Raw genomic sequence first — 18,305 nt, forward strand, 5'->3', positions numbered from 1 at the left:
ATATTTCTAAACAGTATAATTCAAGAAGTATGCCGTGCGGTTGGGTGTGCCATAGTGACATAGGCCCGGGGATGATGGGCGGTTACCCTGACTAGGGATGCACTAGGGAAAACATGGGATCTAGTAGGGAAACTCATGAGAAACTCATGGGAAAGACATGGGAAAATTGCGGTGAAACGATGGGGTGGGTTATGGGTAGGGTTTTATGTAGGGGGGAGGAGTTGCGCAGCAATGTCGCAGCAATTACGGGGCTGTTTTAGGAGGGAAGGGTACCAGTTGCACTGCAATCGGAGGGCAATGAAAAATGTAAAATCATAAATGATAAATGTAAAATGTAAAAGTTGAATGCAGCGGATGGGTCCTACATTGACTTTTACATTTTACATTTAAAATTTTACATTTTACATTCTTCAGAATGTTATCTCTACCTGGTTCTTCAGAATATCATCCAGGGTATCTCTTTTGCGGATCAGGTGAGGTTTGCCTTCTTTTACCAGCACTTCTGCAGGTTTCAGGCGGGAGTTAAAGTTAGACGACATTTCAAACCCATAGGCGCCGGCGTTATAGAACACCAGGAAATCGCCTTCCCGTACCTCATTGATCTTACGGTCCCAGCCAAAGGTGTCTGTTTCGCAGATATTACCTACTACGGTATAGATCCGTTCTGTACCATGCGGGTTGGAGATGTTACGGATCAGGTGAAAGGCATCGTAGAACATAGGGCGGATCAGGTGGTTAAACCCGGAGTTCACCCCAACAAATACGGTGGCCGTAGTTTGCTTGATCACGTTGGCCTTTACTACAAAATAACCGCTCTGGCTTACCAGGAACTTTCCCGGCTCAAACCACAGCTGCAGCGGGCGGTGGTAGTTCTTATTAAAACCATTAAAAGCATCGGACAGCTTTTTGCCTAACAGGTCAATATCCGTTTCCGGATCGCCCTGCTGGTAGGCTACTTTAAAGCCGCTGCCCAGGTCAATGGATTCCAGGTCAGGGAAGTGTTCTGCCATTTCAAACATGATCTCTACACCACGCAGGAACACATCCACATCCTTTATTTCTGAACCGGTATGCATGTGCAGGCCGGTTACCTTTAGCTTAGTGCTTTTTACAATACGCTCTATATGGCGCAGCTGGTGAATGGAGATGCCAAACTTGCTATCCACATGCCCGGTGGAAATTTTGAAGTTACCGCCGGCCATAATGTGCGGGTTCAGGCGGATGCAGATGGGATAACTGCTGCCGAACTTATTGCCGAACTGCTCCAGGATGGAGATATTGTCAATATTGATATTTACGCCCAGGTCCTTAGCCGCAATGATCTCCTGCAGATCCACACAGTTGGGTGTGAAAATGATGTTCTTAGGGTCAAAGCCGGCCTTAAGCCCCAGCTGCACTTCCTGGATGGATACGGTATCCAGCCCGCAGCCCAGGGAGTTAATATATTTCAGGATGTTGATATTGGTAAGTGCCTTGCACGCATAGAAAAAACGGGCTTCCGTTTTAGTAAAGGCCTTTTGCAGTTTTTCGTACTGGGTCTTTATTTTTTCTGCATGGTACACATATACCGGGGTACCAAATTCTTCTGCAATCTTCACCAGGAAATCGGCGGAGAGCACGTCGCTTTGTTTAGGCATTTATTAATTTACGATTTTAGATCTCAGATCTTAGATTTTGGGCGGCGGAGGATGCCCGGATTTATAAGGGCGCCCAGACGTTCGTTTTGATCTAAAATCAAAAAGATGTGCAAATCTACTACGCAAATACGAGAAAACGTAATGGGTGGTAAAAGGGTCAGGGTTGCTTTTCCTCCTCCCCGTCCATAAAGTCGTCCAGGCTGCGGCGCTCCCGCTTGGTAGGGCGGCCAATTTTGCTGGGGCGCTTACCAGTATAAAAGGTAGTGGCCACGCGCTGGTTAAACAGCTGGTCCTCTTCCGTGGTTTTATCCACGTAAAACTTAATGGCTTCCGTGTATTGCTGGCGGTTATGCAGCAGGCCGGTGACCTCTATTTTCCACTTGCGGGTTTCTGTTTTAATATCATATTGATCGCCAATACCTACGGCGCGGGCAGCCTTTACGCTGGTCCCGTTCAATTTTACTTTGCCGGCCTCACAAGCGGCAGATGCCTGGCTACGGGTTTTAAACACGCGGATAGCCCAGAGGTATTTATCAAGACGGAGTTTTTCAGGAGCTGTTGCCATACTTAAATTCTCTTCACTCAGTTTTAGAACTAATTCACCTGCTAAAAATAAGATGTTTTCATTAAACAAAACAGCCCCCTGTGCGGAGGCTGTTTATCTATCCGGGATCTTTGATCTGCTTTATTTTTTACTCATCTCCGCAAAATACTGATGAAAATACGGGATGGTTTCTATGCCTTTATAAAAATTCGCCAGGTCGTATTTTTCGTTGGGTGAGTGCAGGTTATCGCTATCCAGCCCAAAGCCCATTAAAATAGTTTTTAACCCCAGCTCTTTTTCAAACAGCGCTACAATGGGAATGCTGCCACCGCCGCGTACGGGAATGGGCGATTTGCCAAAGGTGCTTTCAATAGCCCGGCTGGCGGCTTTAAAGGCCACATGATCTGTTGGCGTAACATAGGGGCTGCCGCCATGGTGGGCGGTAACCTTTATGGAAACAGACTTAGGCGCTATTTTTTCAAAATGCGCTTTGAACATGTCAGAGATCTCATGCCAATCCTGGTTGGGCACCAGCCGCATAGATATTTTGGCGGATGCTTTGGAGGGCAATACGGTTTTGGAGCCTTCGCCGGTATAACCGCCCCAGATGCCATTTACTTCCAGCGTAGGACGGATGCCGGTACGCTCAATAGTGCTGTAACCTTTTTCGCCCCACAGCTCCTGTACGCCCAGGTCCTGCTTATATTCCGCTTCATTAAAGGGCGCTTTATTCAGCGCTTCCCTTTCTGCTTTGCTTAATTCCAGCACCTTATCATAAAAACCGGGAATGGTAATGTGATTATTCTCATCGTGCAGGGAAGCGATCATTTTTGCCAGTATGGTAGCCGGGTTAGCAACTGCGCCGCCATATACACCGCTATGCAGATCGCGGTTAGGGCCGGTAACCTCTACTTCCATATAGGACAGGCCGCGTAAACCGGTATCCAGGGAAGGATTTTCCAGGCTTAACATGGCGGTGTCGGAGATCAGCACTACATCTGCTTTTAAGCGCTCTTTATTTTCTTTAATAAAAATGCCCAGGTTAGATGAACCTACTTCTTCCTCCCCTTCTATCATGAACTTAATATTACAGGGCAGGCTGTTGGTTCTTATCATGATCTCAAATGCTTTTACATGCATGTAGAACTGGCCTTTATCATCGGCGCTGCCACGGGCATAAATGCGGCCGTCTTTGACCACGGGCTCAAAGGGGCCGCTGTGCCACAGCTCCAGCGGGCCGGGCGGCTGCACATCGTAGTGGCCATATACTAATACGGTAGGTAATTTGGGATCTATGATCTTTTCGCCATACACAATCGGGTGGCCGGCGGTAGGGCATATTTCCACCTTATCGGCGCCGGCTTCCTGCAGGCGCTGCTGTACAGCTTCCGCACATGTTTTTACATCCTGACTGTAACGGGAATCTGCGCTGATAGAGGGTATGCGCAACAGCGATAATAATTCATCCAGAAAACGGTCTTGGTGTTGTGCCTGGTAATCTTTCCAAACTTGCATATTCAGGAGTATTAGGTTTCAATGGGGTGCAATTTAATGGAAAACTATGAACCGCCATTTTACCTCTGATGGAATGAATATAAAAGCCAATAAGGGGGCCGATTAGCGCCCGAACAGATCATTTCTAAATCAACCATTAATAAATAAACCTTATACTTAATAGACGGATTGTAAGCGGGGTGATGCAAAGAGATTAAATAATTAACTTAATTAACCAATAGTTAACTTTTTTTTGTAACTTTTAATAGGAAATTTTCGGTGCCGAATAGAGTGAAACACCAAAATTTTGTCTGGGACCGGGGTTACATTCCTATATGCTAAGCTCCTACACTATGTATATGTATACACTTTCGCAAAAAGAAACAATATGAACAGTATTGATGATTTGGCTGTGTTGTCAGAGCTAAAACAGGGTAATATAAAGGCGTATCAGTATTTTTTTCTGAAATACTATAAGCCTTTATGCCTGAAAGCGCATACGATGCTTGGTAACATGCGGAGAGCGCAGGACCTGGTGCAGCATACATTTATACGTATATGGGAACAAAGGTTATACCTTGATATACAACAATCCGTAGGTGGCTTTCTCTATCAGCAGGTACATCTGGATTGTGTGGAACAGCTGAAGAAAGATCCGAAAAGCCAGGCGGGCGATGAAAAACATTTACCTCAAACTAACGAGCATACAAATACAAATGGTACAAATCCGAATGAACAACAGGAGCTGCGTAAACAGGTGTTAAGCGCACTGGACGGACTGCCGGCAGATAAATTAAAACAGGCGCTGGAAGATCTGCGCGTCATCAGGTACAGTTAAACCTCGAAACTTTCTTATGAGCTTATTCATATGAAATTTGATCAAGAATACATTTACCAATTGCTGCTGGAAAAACAACTGGGGGAGATCTCTAAAGAGAATGACCGGTACCTGCAGCAGGTAATGAAGTACGACGAACATGTGCGCAACTGCTGGCTGGAACTGGAAAATGCCAAAGTTGCCACGAATGAAGATATCCTGGAAGATCTCCGGGCGGACCTGGTATGGTGTAAAATTGAAACATTGTTAAAGCCCGCACCTCCTTTCCCCAACCGTGTGCTGCTGTTCATAAAAAAATACCGTGTTGCTGTTGCTGCAGTTATTATTACAGCATTGCTGGCAGCCGGCGGGCTGGGATTTTACCTGTATGATCATTACTACTCACACTCACAACCTCCTGCCCTGGCAGTGGTTAATACCAGCAAAACACCAGCGGCATCGCCTGTAAGCAACTATACAACGCCAAACATTCAGCTGGCCGGCAGTAATAATAATATGGCTCCTGTAACGCCCGGCCCCATGCCTGGTGTAACAGCTGCTACTACTGCCACAGACAGCATTTATTTAACCCGCCAGCTACCGGATTCCGTTAATAACAATGAATTGGTGGCTGATGCAGGTGCGCCTGCCAAGGTGGAATGGAATACCTTAACCGTACCTCCCCGAACGGATTACCGGCTGGAGCTGGCCGATGGTACGGAAGTGCACCTGAACGCCAGCTCTACACTACGGTTCCCATTCATTTTCCTGGGAAAAACAAGAGAAGTTTACCTGGATGGCGAAGCTTACTTTATAGTGGCCAAGAATTCCAGCCAGCCTTTTATTGTACATACCCCCAGCACTTCTGTAAAGGCGCTTGGAACGGCTTTTAATATTAACTCCTATAATGCGGACCTGGTAGTTACCTCGCTGGTGCAGGGTGCTGCCGTAACAGATGTAGGGGATTCACTGGATGTTACATTAAAACCCGGTTATGAAGCTATTTACAGGACCGGGGAAAGGTTTAAGGTAAAACGTTTTGATGAATCCATTACCCTCTCCTGGCGGGAAGGTATTTACCGTTTCCGCAATACCCGCCTGGCAGACCTGCAGCCGGTTATACAGCGCTGGTTTGGCCTTAAATTAGCTTTTGAGCCCCAATCAATAGCAGGTGCAGAATACAGCGGCTGCCTGGAGAAGAACAAACCCCTTTCCGGCTTCCTGGACCAGCTGGCCAATGTGCTGCGGCTGGATTATCGCATTTACGATAACACCATTCACTTCAACACCAGGAAATAAGTTGCAGGATTAATTTTTTCAGGAGATCAATTTTTGCCGGAGCAGGAATTCCAGCTTTTCATTCACATCCAACAGCTTAGCAGTTAGCTCTTTGTTTTCGCGCCGGAGGGAGAATACTTCGTACGCTTTTTCAATATTATGCTTCAGCTCTTCCTCGTTCCAGGGTTTGGAAAAATACTTGTACACCTGGCCTTTGTTGATAGCATCTATCACCGCGTTAATATCTGCATAACCGGTTAGCAGGATGCGGATAGGCTCCGGATGTTTATCCAAAATAGTTTCGAAGAATTCTATGCCCGTCATTTTAGGCATACGCTGGTCGGAGATAATGATGTGAACTTCGTGTTCAAGTAACAATTGTTCTGCCTCTGCTGCTGATGCGGCGGTGTACACGGTATACAGCCTGCGGAAGGCGGCCCTGAAAGCGGTCAGGTTGTTTATCTCATCATCGATATAGAGAATATGGATGTGTTGCGCACTCATTTCAAGGAGACCTTAGTTCTAAGTTAATAAAAATAAATGAGTTACAAACAATAAACCCATTGCTACATTGAATTTCTATAGCCCGTATGGTTACCTGAGGGGAAAATATTTCCACAAAATTATGGATAAACAAAGGATTTTTAGTCTTATTTTTTGCGGGTATTTGTAGCATATGGGGACAACAGATAGTTTTTGCAGTTTGGTGAAATGTGTGTAGGTTTGGTGCATTCGTATCTCTTTGGCGTGGTTAAATGACACATAACCAGCGCGCTATGTACCGGCATTATCTTCTAATGTGAATATAAAAATTAAACCGTTTAACAAATGAAAAAATGGATCATTGTAGTTGTTGTCCTTGTATTATTAGGCATGTTCGGCTGCAATAAGTACAACGGCCTTGTAAAGCAGGACGAGAATGTAAAGAATAAATGGGGCGCCGTACAAAGCCAGTATCAACGCCGGGCCGACCTTATCCCCAACCTGGTAAGCACGGTAAAAGGCGCTGCCAACTTTGAGCAAACTACTTTAACGCAGGTAATTGAAGCCCGCGCCAAAGCCACCCAGATCACTGTAAACGCTGATGACCTGTCTCCGGAAAAGATCCAGCAATTCCAGCAGGCGCAAGGCCAGCTGAGTTCTGCCCTGGGCCGTTTGCTGGCAGTAGCGGAAAGCTATCCGCAGCTGAAGGCTAACCAGAACTTCCTGGACCTGCAGGCGCAGCTGGAAGGCACAGAAAATCGTATAACCGTGGCCCGTAATGATTTTAACGAGGCGGTGAACGGCTACAACAGCTCTGTACGTACTTTCCCGAATAATATTATTGCCGGCATCAGTGGGTTCCAGCAGAAAGGATATTTCCAGGCGCAGGCCGGATCTGAGAATGCACCGAAAGTTCAGTTCTAAAGATTTTCTGATTTACGATCTCAGATGTACGATTTTAGATCTCAGGACGCTGGTTTTCCCATTTAAGATCATGCAACACGGCCCTGGCGGCCGCTGGTCCAAACAAGCCCAAGGGACCCAAACAGGCCCTGGACTTGCGCGGTGATCTTAAATTCCGGAGCAGTGCTTTCCCTAAAATCTAAAATCGTACATCCAAGATCTAAAATCCCAAATACTCATGGGTTTATTTCCATTTGGTAAAAAAGAGCTTTTGCAGGAGCCTGAAAAAGAGCGGCTGGTGCAGGCCATCCGTACAGCGGAAAGGCTGACCAGCGGCGAAATAAGGCTGTTTGTAGAAAGCCGTTGCTCGTATGTAGATCCCATGGACCGGGCGCAGGAAATATTCCTGTCGCTGGGTATGGAAAAAACAAAACAACATAACGGAGTGCTGTTATATGTAGCCCTGAAAGACCGGCAATTTGCCATCCTGGGCGACAAAGGCATTCATGATAAAGTAGGTGATCATTTCTGGCAAAAAGAAGCCCATCTATTAAAGGTTCATTTCTCCCAGCAACGGGTAGTGGAGGGTATGGAGGAATGTATTAAAGAGATCGGGGAATCGTTACACACACATTTCCCCTACGCATCCGGCGACGAAAACGAATTGCCGGACGACATTATTTTTGGCCGATGAAGCATAGATTATTTATGAGGATATTTTGCTGGTTATGGTTCAGTATGTTGCTGGTTACAGGCTTACATACCTATGCACAGGAGATTCCCACCAGGCCTAACCCACCCCGGCTGGTGAATGATATGGCAGGCGTGCTGTTACGCGAGGAGGCAGAAGCGCTGGAGAGTAAGGTAGTAGCCTATAGCGACAGCACCTCTTCCCAGATAGCGATTGTAACGGTTAAAACAACCGGCGATTATGATGTGAGCGAGGTGGCGTTGAAAATATTACGCGATTGGGGAGTGGGTGTGAAAGGCAAGAACAACGGTTTGGTGATCCTGGCTGCTATTGACGACCGGAAAATACGCATAGAAACCGGTTACGGGCTGGAAGGCGCTATACCGGATGCTATAGCCAACCGCATTATAGATCAGATCATTGTGCCCAATTTCCGCCAGGGGCACTATTATCAGGGACTGGATGAAGCGGTGGATGCTATTGAAAAAGCAGCTGCCGGCGAATATAAAGGCATCCCCAAAGCCAGGAAGAGCGGCGGGGGCGGCGCTATTTTTGTGATGATCATTATTATTATCATCATTGTATCTATTATCAACAACCGCCGTGGCGGTAATACTACCATCAGCCGGAGAGGCTGGGGCGGTTTGGGAGGTTTGGGAGGTTTTCCCATTGGTGGCGGATGGGGTAGCGGCGGCGGAGGCGGCGGATGGTCGTCCGGTGGCGGTGGTGGTGGTTTCGGAGGATTTGGCGGCGGCTCCGGCGGTGGCGGTGGCGCCAGTGGCAGCTGGTAAGCTCCCTGTTGACATTGAAAAAAGTAACACCATGTCTTATATGCATGTTCTTAACGGCGATGCTACCCTGACCTTGTTCCGGCAAAGTGATATCCCGGGTGAGATTGTAGTATGCCGGGAAATGATGTGTGAAGGCAAAGTGATATGTACCAATGATATGGCGGCATTTTTTGAAACCCGCGCCAAACACCTGGAACAGTATTATGGTATTGACCGGCAAACTTATTTTGCCAACGTAGTTAAAGAGCTGGAAAAGCTTAAAACAGCGGGTGAATATAATGAAATAGTGCTGTGGTTTGAGTTTGACCTCTTTTGCCAGATCAACCTTCTTTTTATACTCCATTACCTGCGCACGCAGGTGATACGCCTGCCCAAAATAAGCCTGGTATCTATTGAGAACCATCCTGAAGTAGCAGACTTCCGGGGACTGGGGCTGTTAATGCCTTACCATTTCCCTGCATTATTACAGGAGCGGGTGTACCTGGAAGAAGCAGACATGCAGCTGGCAGCACATGCCTGGGAGGCCTACTGCAAGGGCGATCCGCCGGAGCTGGAAACCATCAGCCAGCATGCTACCGCTCACTTATCTTACCTGGGCCCGGCCCTGATAGCACACCTGCAACGTTTGCCTGCACTGGACAACGGCCTGAATGCCATTCAAAGCTATTTCCTGCGTAAGCTGTCTTTGTCAAGCCTGCGCTGGTATGACCTGTATGCGCAGTTCTGGGATGATATGAAGATCTATGGCTTTGGTGATTTTCAGCTGGACCTTTACATACAGCGTATGCGCAGCGCCGGTATCATTGAACAGCAGGATGTAATGCTGTCTATTACCAGCCTGGGGCGGGAAGTATTGAATAATGAAGAGAATTATACAGATTATATTTCCCTGCAGCACCGGTGGCTGGGTGGGCTGCAGCTGATGGATAACCCGTGGAGATGGGATGATGAGGGGAAGCACGTAGTGAAAGTGGAACAGTAAAAAATTACGAATTGAGTAGAACGCAATTTAATCCTCCCCTAACGGGAACCACAAATTAACCCGGGTGCCGCATGGCTGGCCTTCTGCATCAAACAGGTCTTCAATATCAAAGGAGGCCGCTACATTAAAACGGCTGTTATAGAGGGATAAGCGATCGCGGGTGATCTGCAGGCCACGGGAGGCGTGGGTATAACCGCTTAGCTGTTTCAGCGCGGCCGATCTTTCACGGCCAATACCATTATCTTCTACTGTACACAAAATACGATCCTGCATTTTGGTGAACGTCAATAATAATTTTCCCTGCTCCTCTTTTTTATGCAGCAGCCCATGCCAGATGGCGTTTTCTATAAAGGGCTGAATGATCATGGTGAGGATCTCTGTGAAATCCGCGTCTATAGCGGGATCTATGGTGATCTTATAATCAAACTGGTCTGCAAAGCGCAGCTTCTCCAATTCAATATAGTTTTCCAGCATATTCACCTCTTTTGAGATGGGAATGGTGTTGAGCTGGGAGTGGTCCAATACGCTGCGAATGAGGCGGGCAAAACGGTTCAGGTAAGCAAGCGCCTGCTCTGTTTCGCTCTTCATCATAAATGTTTGAATAGAGTTGAGCGCATTAAAAATAAAATGCGGTTTCATTTGCGCGCGCAGGGCTTTCATTTCCAGTTGCGCCATACGTTGCTGCATCAGCGTGCGGCGTTTGGCCTCCTTTTTTATAAAATAAATGCGTGCGCGGAAATAAATGTAAATAAAGGCTGCTACCAGCAATAGTATCAACAGGCGGAACCAGTTCGTTTGCCAGAAGGCCGGTTTTATGTTTATGCGCAGTATGGTAGTGTTGGCAGAAAAAGTACCGGCGGTGTTCACGCTGCGCACTTTAAACGTATAGTTGCCCGGCGGCAGGTTAGTGTATTTGGCCATTAGTAACCCTTCTGCATTCACCCAGTCTTCATCCAGCCCATCCAGCTGGTAATAATACCGGATCTTTTCATGGTGGTATTGCAGGCTTTTAAACTCAATGGAAATAAAGTTCTGCTTGTAGTTTAACGTAACCGGCTGCCGGGTGTCAATGGCTGCATCTATCTGTATGCTGCTGTCCAGCGCTTTAAGTCCCAGTATGCTTACATCCGGTGGTGGCGGCGCCACTTTTAATACGGCGGGATCCAAAGCTACAAAGTGATCTGAGCTGCCTACCACTAAACGCCCATCCTGCAGGGGCAGGATACGGCGGCGTACTTTACGGTTGTTATCAATAATATTATCGCCCTGTATAAATGTTTCAAGGTTAAACAGCCGGCGGTTAAAACGGTAAAAGCCATATTCGGTAGTGAACCAGATGCCCTGTTTACCATCGCCCTGTAAGCACAGCACCCATTCATCAAATAACAGCCCGTTCACCTTTAAGGGTTTAACGGTAGTGCGCCGGGGATTAAATACCCACAGCCCGTGATCTGTACCGGCTACCAGTGTAGTATCATCCTGTTTATATAAGCTGGTAATGTTATTTACAAACCGCTGCTCCCCGCTAAAACTTTCTTTTACCACTACCTGGCCGGTATGGCTGTTAAACAGTACCAGCCCTGCTGTGCTGGTGGCCAGCCATAACAGGGAATCGTTCTCCGGCACAATGTCCATGACGGAGGTTTGCCGCTGCAGGTTGGTTATTAGCTGCGGATAGGCTTTGGCGTTTTTCGTACGCGGGTTCCAGTGGGCCAGCCCTCTTTTATACAGGCCCACCCATATGGAGGTGTCATTTTCCACGTACATGCTCATCAGGGTTTGATCTTCGAAAGCGGGCGGGTTGTAGTGGGATATAAATTTGCCCTGCTCCGGATCAAATTCTGATAAAAAACCATTCTCCTGCCCTATCAGCACATGCCCGTTCTTCATTTCGGCAAAGCTCCATACCAGGCCACGGGGCTCCGGCAGGCAATGTGCGGGATCATTACTGTTATGCGTAAAATGCTGCTTTAGCTCAAGACCGGCATTAAACCAGCAGAAACCCTGCCCCCAATAACCGGCAAACACATCGCCACTGCGGGTTTGCAGCAGGTCTGTTACTTCTGCGCGGGGCAGGCGCTGCGTGGTGCTGTTAAAAACGGTACGGTGGTCCATCATCCGGAATGCGCTGTTATGCAGGCTCAGGATATTTACGCCCAGGTCCGTACCTATCCATAAATGCCCCTCACGGTCCGTTAAAAAACAGTTGGTTTCAAAGTCGTAGTGCAGGCCCAGGTCATCTGTATTTTCAGCGCGTATGTTCACGGAAAAAGCATCCAGGTTACTGTCGTACCGGTAAATGCCTCTATGGTCAGTAGCTATCCATATGTTATGATCCGGGTCTGCAGTCATATCAAACACCTCTCCTACCGGGTAGGATTGCAGGCGCCGGCTTACAGGGTCGTAACAATAAAGCCCCTCGCCCCGGGCGGCTATCCATATACGGCGGCGGTAGTCAATATAAAATTTACGCACGCTGGCAGCAATGCTGAAAACCGGCAGCTGCCGCGGGTTGTAGGCGGTGTTATATAAATGTTTACGTTGTTTATCCAGCAGGAAAATACCGTGCCTGCCGCTGATCCACAGGTTACCTTCATGGTCTTCTGTAATGGCGCTGCTCATTTGCAGGCGTTCTGCCTCGGGAACCATGGTGGCTTTTTCAAACATGCCGGTACTATCGTCAAAGCGCAGCAGGCCTTCCTGGGTGGTGGCCCATATTACGCCTTCCGCATCTTCCACAATATGGCTGCATTGTATATTGCCCTGCGAGGAGGGTGGTATATCTACCTTTAGTGCTTTTAGTGCGCTGGTGGCAGGGTCGTAGAATTGTATATTATCCGGCGCGCCCATCCAGATGCGGCCTTTGCGGTCTTCGCACAGGCAAATATCATCGTAATAAATGGTGCCGGGCACCCGGTCAAAATTGGCTATGGTAAGCAGGTTGCTGCCATCGTACCGCTGCAGGGCGGTGCTGGCTATCCATACAAAGCCTTTACGGTCCTGCATAATGGCGGATACGTGGTTGCTGGCCAGCCCGTTGCCCAGGTTCAGGTGAGAGAATTTGTAGGATACATGCGGTTCCTGCGCCCATGCGGGCTGCATACAAACCCATAACCAGAGTGAAATGTAAAATGCCACACGTGTCAGCAGCGCGTTGCCAGGGATATATGCCAGCCAATTAAACACTTTCACTCACTTTGACAGTTTACATTTACAGGATTACCGGATGTAGGTTGCTGCTGCTAGAGCCCTTTCAGTACATAGGCTACTACCTTATTACCGAAAAAAGTAGGGATATATACGATCTTCTTTTGTGGATTGTACCCAATATCTGCCGTATTCAGTTTCTGCGCCTGTGTATCCAGCAGCTTAACTGCAGTACCTTTGGAAGCGTTTACATAGAACACTTCACCCGGCCAGCAAGATACGATGAATTCGCCGGGTTTTACCTGTTCTATACCGTCTACACTTTTACTAACGGCTGTTATTTTTTTCAGGCTATTATCTTTTTCCAGGCTAAACATAGCGCCATCTGCCAGCACATAAAAGGCATTGGGCAGCGCCAGCAGGCCATTGGGGCCTTTTAACCCTTCCAGCAGGGTGGTTACCTTACCATTCTTGTACTGGTGCACCTTACCGGTCCGTGAATCACTAACGTATACTGTGCCTTTATTGTCAACGGTAATATCGTTCAGGAATATAGCCCCTTCTACAGGAACATGTTCTACAATGCTGCCTTTATCAATATCTATTACTACTATTTCAGTAAGATCAGCTACGTATAAAAAGTTCCTGTACACGCCCAATCCTTTGGGTGCATTCAGTCCTTTTACCCATTCCAGGTCCAGCACCTTCCCTTCCGGCGACAGGCGGGAAATGAAGCCCTGCCCATCTTTGGCAGCGCCATCGCCTTCAATATCGGATACATACAGCACATTTCTTTTAGCATCAAAATAAACGGATTCCGGCACGCGGAGGGTGGTATCCGTTTCCCATTGTTTTTCCAGGGTTACTTGTGCTTGGGCTGTAACGGGTAATACACCCAGCAGGCCGGCGGCTATGAGCAGGCCGGCAAAAAGGGGATTGTGTTGTGTTTTCATAACGGTTAAATTTTAATTTATGCGTTTATAGCTGCCTGGTAGCGGGCTTCGTCAAACTCCCTTTCACTTTTAGCCACCACAATAGTGGCCACGCCATTGCCTATGAGGTTAGTGATAGCCCTGGCTTCTGACATAAAACGGTCCACCCCTATCAGGATGGCCAGCCCTTCTACCGGTATTACTTTAATAACTGTGAGCGTGGATGCCAGTACAATAAACCCGCTGCCGGTAATGCCGGCTGCGCCTTTGGAGGTAATAACCAGTATACCTATGATGGTTATCTCCTGTGCCAGCGTAAGATCTACACCAAATACCTGCGCCAGGAATATAACGGCCATGGATAAGTAGATGCTGGTACCGTCCAGGTTAAAGGAATAACCGGCAGGTATTACCAGCCCTACCACGGAGCGGGAACAGCCCAGCTGCTCCAGGCGCTCCATCATACCCGGCAATGCGGATTCTGAGGAGGAGGTGCCCAGCACCAGCAGTATTTCATTACTTACAAATTTTAAATACTTCCAGAGGCTGAAGCGGTAAATACGCGCTATGCTGCCCAGCACCAGGAAAATAAACAGGAACATGGTCAGGTACACGCACAGCATAAGCTTCAGCAAAGGGATTAAAGCTCCTGCGCCAAAGTTGCCGATTGTATAGGCCATACCGCCAAAAGCTCCCAGGGGCGCCAGCTTCATGATCACTTTCAGAATGTTGAAGAACACCTGTGATATACGGTCAAAGGTATGTAACAGGGGAATACCGGCATCTTTCATACGGGTAATACCGTAACCGAACAGGATGGCGAATACCAGCACCTGCAAAATATCGCCTTTGGCAAATGATTCAAATACGTTAGAGGGTACAATGTGCAGGAAGAATTCCACCCAGTTCATGCCGGCTGCATCTTTTTCTATTTTGGCGGCAGCAGCTACATTTACATGCGTAAAGGCCACGCCATGACCGGGTTTCAGGCAATTGGCCACTATCAGCCCAATAATAATGGCCAGGGTGGTTACGATCTCAAAGTATAATAAAGCCTTACCGCCTACCCGGCCTACCTTTTTCATATCCCCCATGCGGGCAATGCCCAGCACAATGGTGAGGAAGATGATAGGGGCTATCAGCATTTTGATGAGGTTAATGAATATATCGCTGATCAGCTTAGCAGTGCCGGCTATCCCGGGAAACAGTAACCCTGCTATAATACCCAGTATGATAGCTACTATTACCTGGAAATAGAGATGTTGGTAAAACTTCTTCATATATTCCAAAATACAAATAAAGTTTAAGATGGGAGCGGCACTTTAGCGTAAAAGAAAGCCCCCCGCTAAGCGGAGGGCTTGTACTTGTATAAGTAGTATTTCGTTTAGGCATTTACTGCAGCAATACCCGGCAGCTCTTTACCTTCAAAGTATTCCAGCATAGCCCCACCACCTGTGGATCCCTAGCTTCCCTTGTCGGCCAGGCCAAACTGATCCCCCGCAGCTACGGAGTCGCCACCACCTACCAGGGAAAAAGCGCCCTGTGAGGTAGCTTTCACAATAGCATCTGCCACGGCTTTAGTACCTTTCTGGAAGGCTTCCATTTCAAATACGCCCATCGGCCCGTTCCACAAAATAGTTTTGGACCGGGCAATTACTTCGCTGAACTTTTGTATGGACTTTTCTCCAATGTCCAGTCCCATCCAGCCGGCGGGAATGTTGTCGTTGGATACTACCTGTGTATTGGCATCGGCTGCAAACTTATCTGCCGCAACGGAATCCACCGGCAGCAGCAGGTTTACACCTTTAGCTTTTGCTTTGGCTTCCAGCTCTTTTGCCAGGTCCAGCTTATCGTTTTCTACCAGGGAGTTGCCGATCTCTTTACCCTGCGCCTTCAGGAAGGTATAAGCCATACCGCCGCCAATAATGATGTTGTTGGCTTTTTCCATCAGGTTTTCTATGATCAATATCTTATCGCTCACCTTAGCGCCGCCTAAAATAGCGGTGAAGGGGTTTTCAGCGTTATGCAGCACTTTTTCCGCGTTGCTTACTTCGGCTTCCATCAGCAAACCGAACATACGTGCGTCTGTAGGGTAGTATTGTGCAATTACGGCTGTAGAGGCGTGTGCGCGGTGGGCGGTGCCAAAGGCATCGTTCACATACACATCTCCCAGCTTGGCCAGCTCCTGCGCAAAAGCGGCATCGCCTTTTTCTTCCTGCTTGTGGAAACGCAGGTTTTCCAGCAGCAGCACTTCGCCCATCTGCAGGTTGGAGGCGGCTTCCTGTGCTTTGGGACCTATACAGTCTTCTGCAAACTTAACGGTAGTGCCATCCAGCAAACTTACCAGGTGGTATACCAGGTGTTTGAGGGAATACTTATCCGTAGGCCCGTCCTTGGGGCGACCCAGGTGGGACATCAGGATCACGGCGCCGCCATCTTTCAATATTTTTTTGATGGTGGGCACGGCGGCACGCATACGGGTATCGTCCGTGATCTCATATTTATCGTTCAGGGGCACGTTAAAATCCACACGCACCAGGGCTTTATGGCCTTTGAAGTTATAACCGGAGAATTTACTCATAACAATTCCATTAATAAAGTGAACGGAAAAACGTAAAAGGTGAAAAGCGAAGTGTGAACTATATTCACCTTTCACTTTCCACCTTTCACTATGGTAAGCTGTATTATTTGCTGATCAGACCTGCAAAGTACTTAACGGTACGTACCAGCTGGGATACGTAGCTCATTTCGTTATCGTACCAGGCTACGGTTTTCACCAGCTGCGTGTCGCCTACAGTCACAATCTTAGTCTGTGTAGCGTCAAACAGGGAACCGAAGTGCATACCTACGATATCAGTGCTTACGATCTCGTCTTCGTTATAACCGTAAGATTCGTTGGCTGCGGCTTTCATCGCTGCATTCACTTCTTCTACGGATGTTTTCTTAGACAGAACAACTGTTAATTCAGTTAAAGAGCCGGTGATGGTAGGTACACGTTGTGCACCACCGTCCAGCTTACCTTTCAGCGCGGGCAGCACCAGGCCAATGGCTTTGGCAGCACCGGTGCTGTTGGGTACGATGTTGGCGGCAGCAGCGCGGGCGCGGCGCAGATCACCTTTGGGGTGCGGGGCATCCAGGGTGTTCTGGTCGTTGGTATATGCGTGGATGGTGGTCATCTGACCGGCCACAATACCGAATGTATCGTTCATTACCTTAGCCATAGGGGCCAGGCAGTTTGTAGTACAGGAAGCGCAGGAGATAACGGTTTCGCTACCATCCAGGATTTCATGGTTTACATTGAACACGATAGTTTTCAGGTCGCCGGTAGCAGGGGCAGAGATCACTACGCGTTTAGCGCCTGCTTTCAGGTGAGCTTCGGCCTTTTCCTTATCGGTAAAGAAGCCGGTGCACTCGATCACAACGTCGATACCGTGGTCTTTCCAGGGGATCTGTGAAGGATCTTTCTGTGCATATATTTTTACTTCATCGCCATTAACGGAGATAGCATTGTCAGAAGACTTTACATCAGCGTCAAATCTACCCTGCGCGGAGTCATACTTCAGCAGATGAGCCAGCACCTTAGGGCTGGTAAGGTCATTGATTGCTACCACATCAATACCGGGCATTTTGTAGATCTGGCGGTATACCAAACGGCCAATACGACCGAACCCGTTAATACCGATTTTAAGAGACGTTCCCATTTTACACTGTGATTTGAATTGAAAAATAGAGATGCGAATTTACAAGCTATACAGGGATTAATCAATAGAAATTTGCGTTAAGGAAATTTATTTTGGAAATATGCGGTTAGATATTACCTTTGCAATCCCAAATTGTTTTGCCGCGTTGGTCAAGGGGTTAAGACGCAACCCTTTCACGGATGAATCACGGGTTCGATTCCCGTACGCGGTACTGAAAGGGAATTTTCAAGGCAGGCTTGGAAGTTCCCTTTTTCTTTTTCAGCAGAAGCCCGCTCCAGGAAGGCAAAAGGGAGGACGCACCCATTTATTTTTTGCTTAGATACGCATGTTTTTCACGTTATAATAAATATCATCGGGGAAGACGGTCATTGAAGCAGGAAACCTGCCCGATATAACCTCAAACATAGCTATCCTTCTTTTGGACGCCCGAAGAACAAGATATATCCGTCAGCGTCTTTGACTTCAAATCCCCACAAATCATCATCGCCGTCCTCCCTGAGCGGTTGAAAAAACTCAACATTACGCGACGAGAATTCTGCCGCAAGGGCATCCGGCTCCAGGACATGGAGGTAAGCGTCCCAACGGGCAATGCCTTTTTTGACATCCCGTGTGTAGTTTGGCACGGGATCAACACCAATGTCCTTCAGTATGATCATTGCCGCACCCCGTTGGACGATGCCGAAGAAGATATCATCCTCACTGGGTCCCTGAAATGTGATGTCGAATCCCAGACGGTCGCGATAAAACCTTAGTGCGGTGGGAACATTCTTAACGATAAAGAATGGTGCAATGCCAGAAATTTCTGTTTTAGTCATACCCTTTCTGAATTTTCATGTTGAATTTAGCCATTTGAATTTATTAAGGTATCAAATAGTACAGGAGAGCGCCCGGATAACTGCAACCGG

The 18,305-nt window shown here is 47.7% G+C and carries 15 protein-coding genes, 1 tRNA gene and 1 pseudogene; 7 read left to right on the forward strand and 10 right to left on the reverse strand.

The annotated features are described in order from the left end of the window. Positions 1-410: 410 nt before the first annotated feature. The 3 genes from lysA to KVT36_RS26855 form a co-directional block, all read right to left on the reverse strand. Positions 411-1,637: a diaminopimelate decarboxylase gene (lysA, locus tag KVT36_RS26845; RefSeq protein ID WP_217606528.1), complete on the reverse strand. Its 1,227-nt coding sequence runs from the start codon at positions 1,635-1,637 to the stop codon at positions 411-413. A 157-nt stretch (positions 1,638-1,794) separates the two neighbouring features. Beyond that, positions 1,795-2,202, reverse strand: coding sequence for an RNA-binding S4 domain-containing protein (locus tag KVT36_RS26850; protein WP_217606529.1), 408 nt, complete (start codon positions 2,200-2,202; stop codon positions 1,795-1,797). A 120-nt stretch (positions 2,203-2,322) separates the two neighbouring features. Then, positions 2,323-3,696, reverse strand: coding sequence for a dipeptidase (locus KVT36_RS26855; RefSeq protein WP_217606530.1), 1,374 nt, complete (start codon positions 3,694-3,696; stop codon positions 2,323-2,325). A gap of 367 nt (positions 3,697-4,063) precedes the next feature. On the opposite strand from KVT36_RS26855, the gene KVT36_RS26860 reads away from it, so the two are divergent. Together KVT36_RS26860 and KVT36_RS26865 are read left to right on the forward strand one after the other, a co-directional pair. Continuing rightward, positions 4,064-4,513 (forward strand): RNA polymerase sigma factor, encoded by a 450-nt coding sequence (locus KVT36_RS26860; protein ID WP_217606531.1) that lies wholly within the window; start codon positions 4,064-4,066, stop codon positions 4,511-4,513. A gap of 30 nt (positions 4,514-4,543) precedes the next feature. After that, a complete protein-coding gene (locus KVT36_RS26865) occupies positions 4,544-5,791 on the forward strand; it encodes a FecR family protein (protein ID WP_217606532.1) in 1,248 nt (415 codons plus the stop codon). Positions 5,792-5,809: 18 nt separating this feature from the next. On the opposite strand, the gene KVT36_RS26870 is transcribed toward KVT36_RS26865, so the two are convergent. Beyond that, on the reverse strand, positions 5,810-6,274 hold the full coding sequence (locus KVT36_RS26870) for a response regulator (protein WP_089920030.1): 465 nt from the start codon (positions 6,272-6,274) through the stop codon (positions 5,810-5,812). A 324-nt stretch (positions 6,275-6,598) separates the two neighbouring features. Between KVT36_RS26870 and KVT36_RS26875 the strand changes: the two genes are divergently transcribed. The 4 genes from KVT36_RS26875 to KVT36_RS26890 all read left to right on the forward strand — a co-directional run bounded on the left by KVT36_RS26875 (position 6,599) and on the right by KVT36_RS26890 (position 9,620). Beyond that, the gene (locus KVT36_RS26875) at positions 6,599-7,177 is read left to right on the forward strand and encodes a LemA family protein (protein ID WP_217606533.1); all 579 of its coding nucleotides are present in this window, start codon (positions 6,599-6,601) and stop codon (positions 7,175-7,177) included. 217 nt (positions 7,178-7,394) lie between these two features. Next, positions 7,395-7,850 carry a TPM domain-containing protein gene (locus KVT36_RS26880; RefSeq protein WP_089920034.1) on the forward strand — a complete coding sequence of 152 codons (456 nt, stop codon included), beginning with the start codon at positions 7,395-7,397 and terminating at the stop codon, positions 7,848-7,850. After that, positions 7,847-8,638: a YgcG family protein gene (locus KVT36_RS26885; protein WP_254640222.1), complete on the forward strand. Its 792-nt coding sequence runs from the start codon at positions 7,847-7,849 to the stop codon at positions 8,636-8,638. Before KVT36_RS26880 ends, KVT36_RS26885 begins: the two co-directional genes overlap by 4 nt. Positions 8,639-8,678: 40 nt before the next feature. Then, complete coding sequence (locus KVT36_RS26890; protein ID WP_217606534.1) at positions 8,679-9,620, forward strand: hypothetical protein; 942 nt, start codon at positions 8,679-8,681, stop codon at positions 9,618-9,620. Between the two features lie 27 nt (positions 9,621-9,647). Here the strand turns inward: KVT36_RS26890 and KVT36_RS33290 are convergent, their stop codons facing one another. From KVT36_RS33290 to gap, 5 genes and pseudogenes are all read right to left on the reverse strand, one after another. Then, positions 9,648-12,812, reverse strand: a complete 3,165-nt coding sequence (locus KVT36_RS33290) for a sensor histidine kinase (protein WP_217606535.1) — start codon at positions 12,810-12,812, stop codon at positions 9,648-9,650. 50 nt (positions 12,813-12,862) lie between these two features. After that, entirely contained in the window at positions 12,863-13,720 is an 858-nt protein-coding gene (locus KVT36_RS26900; RefSeq protein ID WP_254640223.1) for an SMP-30/gluconolactonase/LRE family protein, read from the reverse strand. Between the two features lie 17 nt (positions 13,721-13,737). Then, on the reverse strand, positions 13,738-14,979 hold the full coding sequence (gene dctA, locus KVT36_RS26905; RefSeq protein ID WP_217606536.1) for a C4-dicarboxylate transporter DctA: 1,242 nt from the start codon (positions 14,977-14,979) through the stop codon (positions 13,738-13,740). A gap of 104 nt (positions 14,980-15,083) precedes the next feature. Next, a pseudogene (pgk, locus tag KVT36_RS26910) lies at positions 15,084-16,280 on the reverse strand (phosphoglycerate kinase). Between the two features lie 103 nt (positions 16,281-16,383). Further along, entirely contained in the window at positions 16,384-17,400 is a 1,017-nt protein-coding gene (gene gap / locus KVT36_RS26915; RefSeq protein WP_217606537.1) for a type I glyceraldehyde-3-phosphate dehydrogenase, read from the reverse strand. A 139-nt stretch (positions 17,401-17,539) separates the two neighbouring features. Here gap and KVT36_RS26920 point away from each other — a divergent pair. Then, positions 17,540-17,611 (forward strand) — tRNA-Glu (locus tag KVT36_RS26920). A 196-nt stretch (positions 17,612-17,807) separates the two neighbouring features. On the opposite strand, the gene KVT36_RS26925 is transcribed toward KVT36_RS26920, so the two are convergent. Continuing rightward, complete coding sequence (locus KVT36_RS26925; protein WP_217606538.1) at positions 17,808-18,215, reverse strand: VOC family protein; 408 nt, start codon at positions 18,213-18,215, stop codon at positions 17,808-17,810. Positions 18,216-18,305 lie beyond the last annotated feature (90 nt).

It is taken from the genome of Chitinophaga sp. GbtcB8, assembly GCF_019091455.1.
Classification (GTDB): domain Bacteria; phylum Bacteroidota; class Bacteroidia; order Chitinophagales; family Chitinophagaceae; genus Chitinophaga.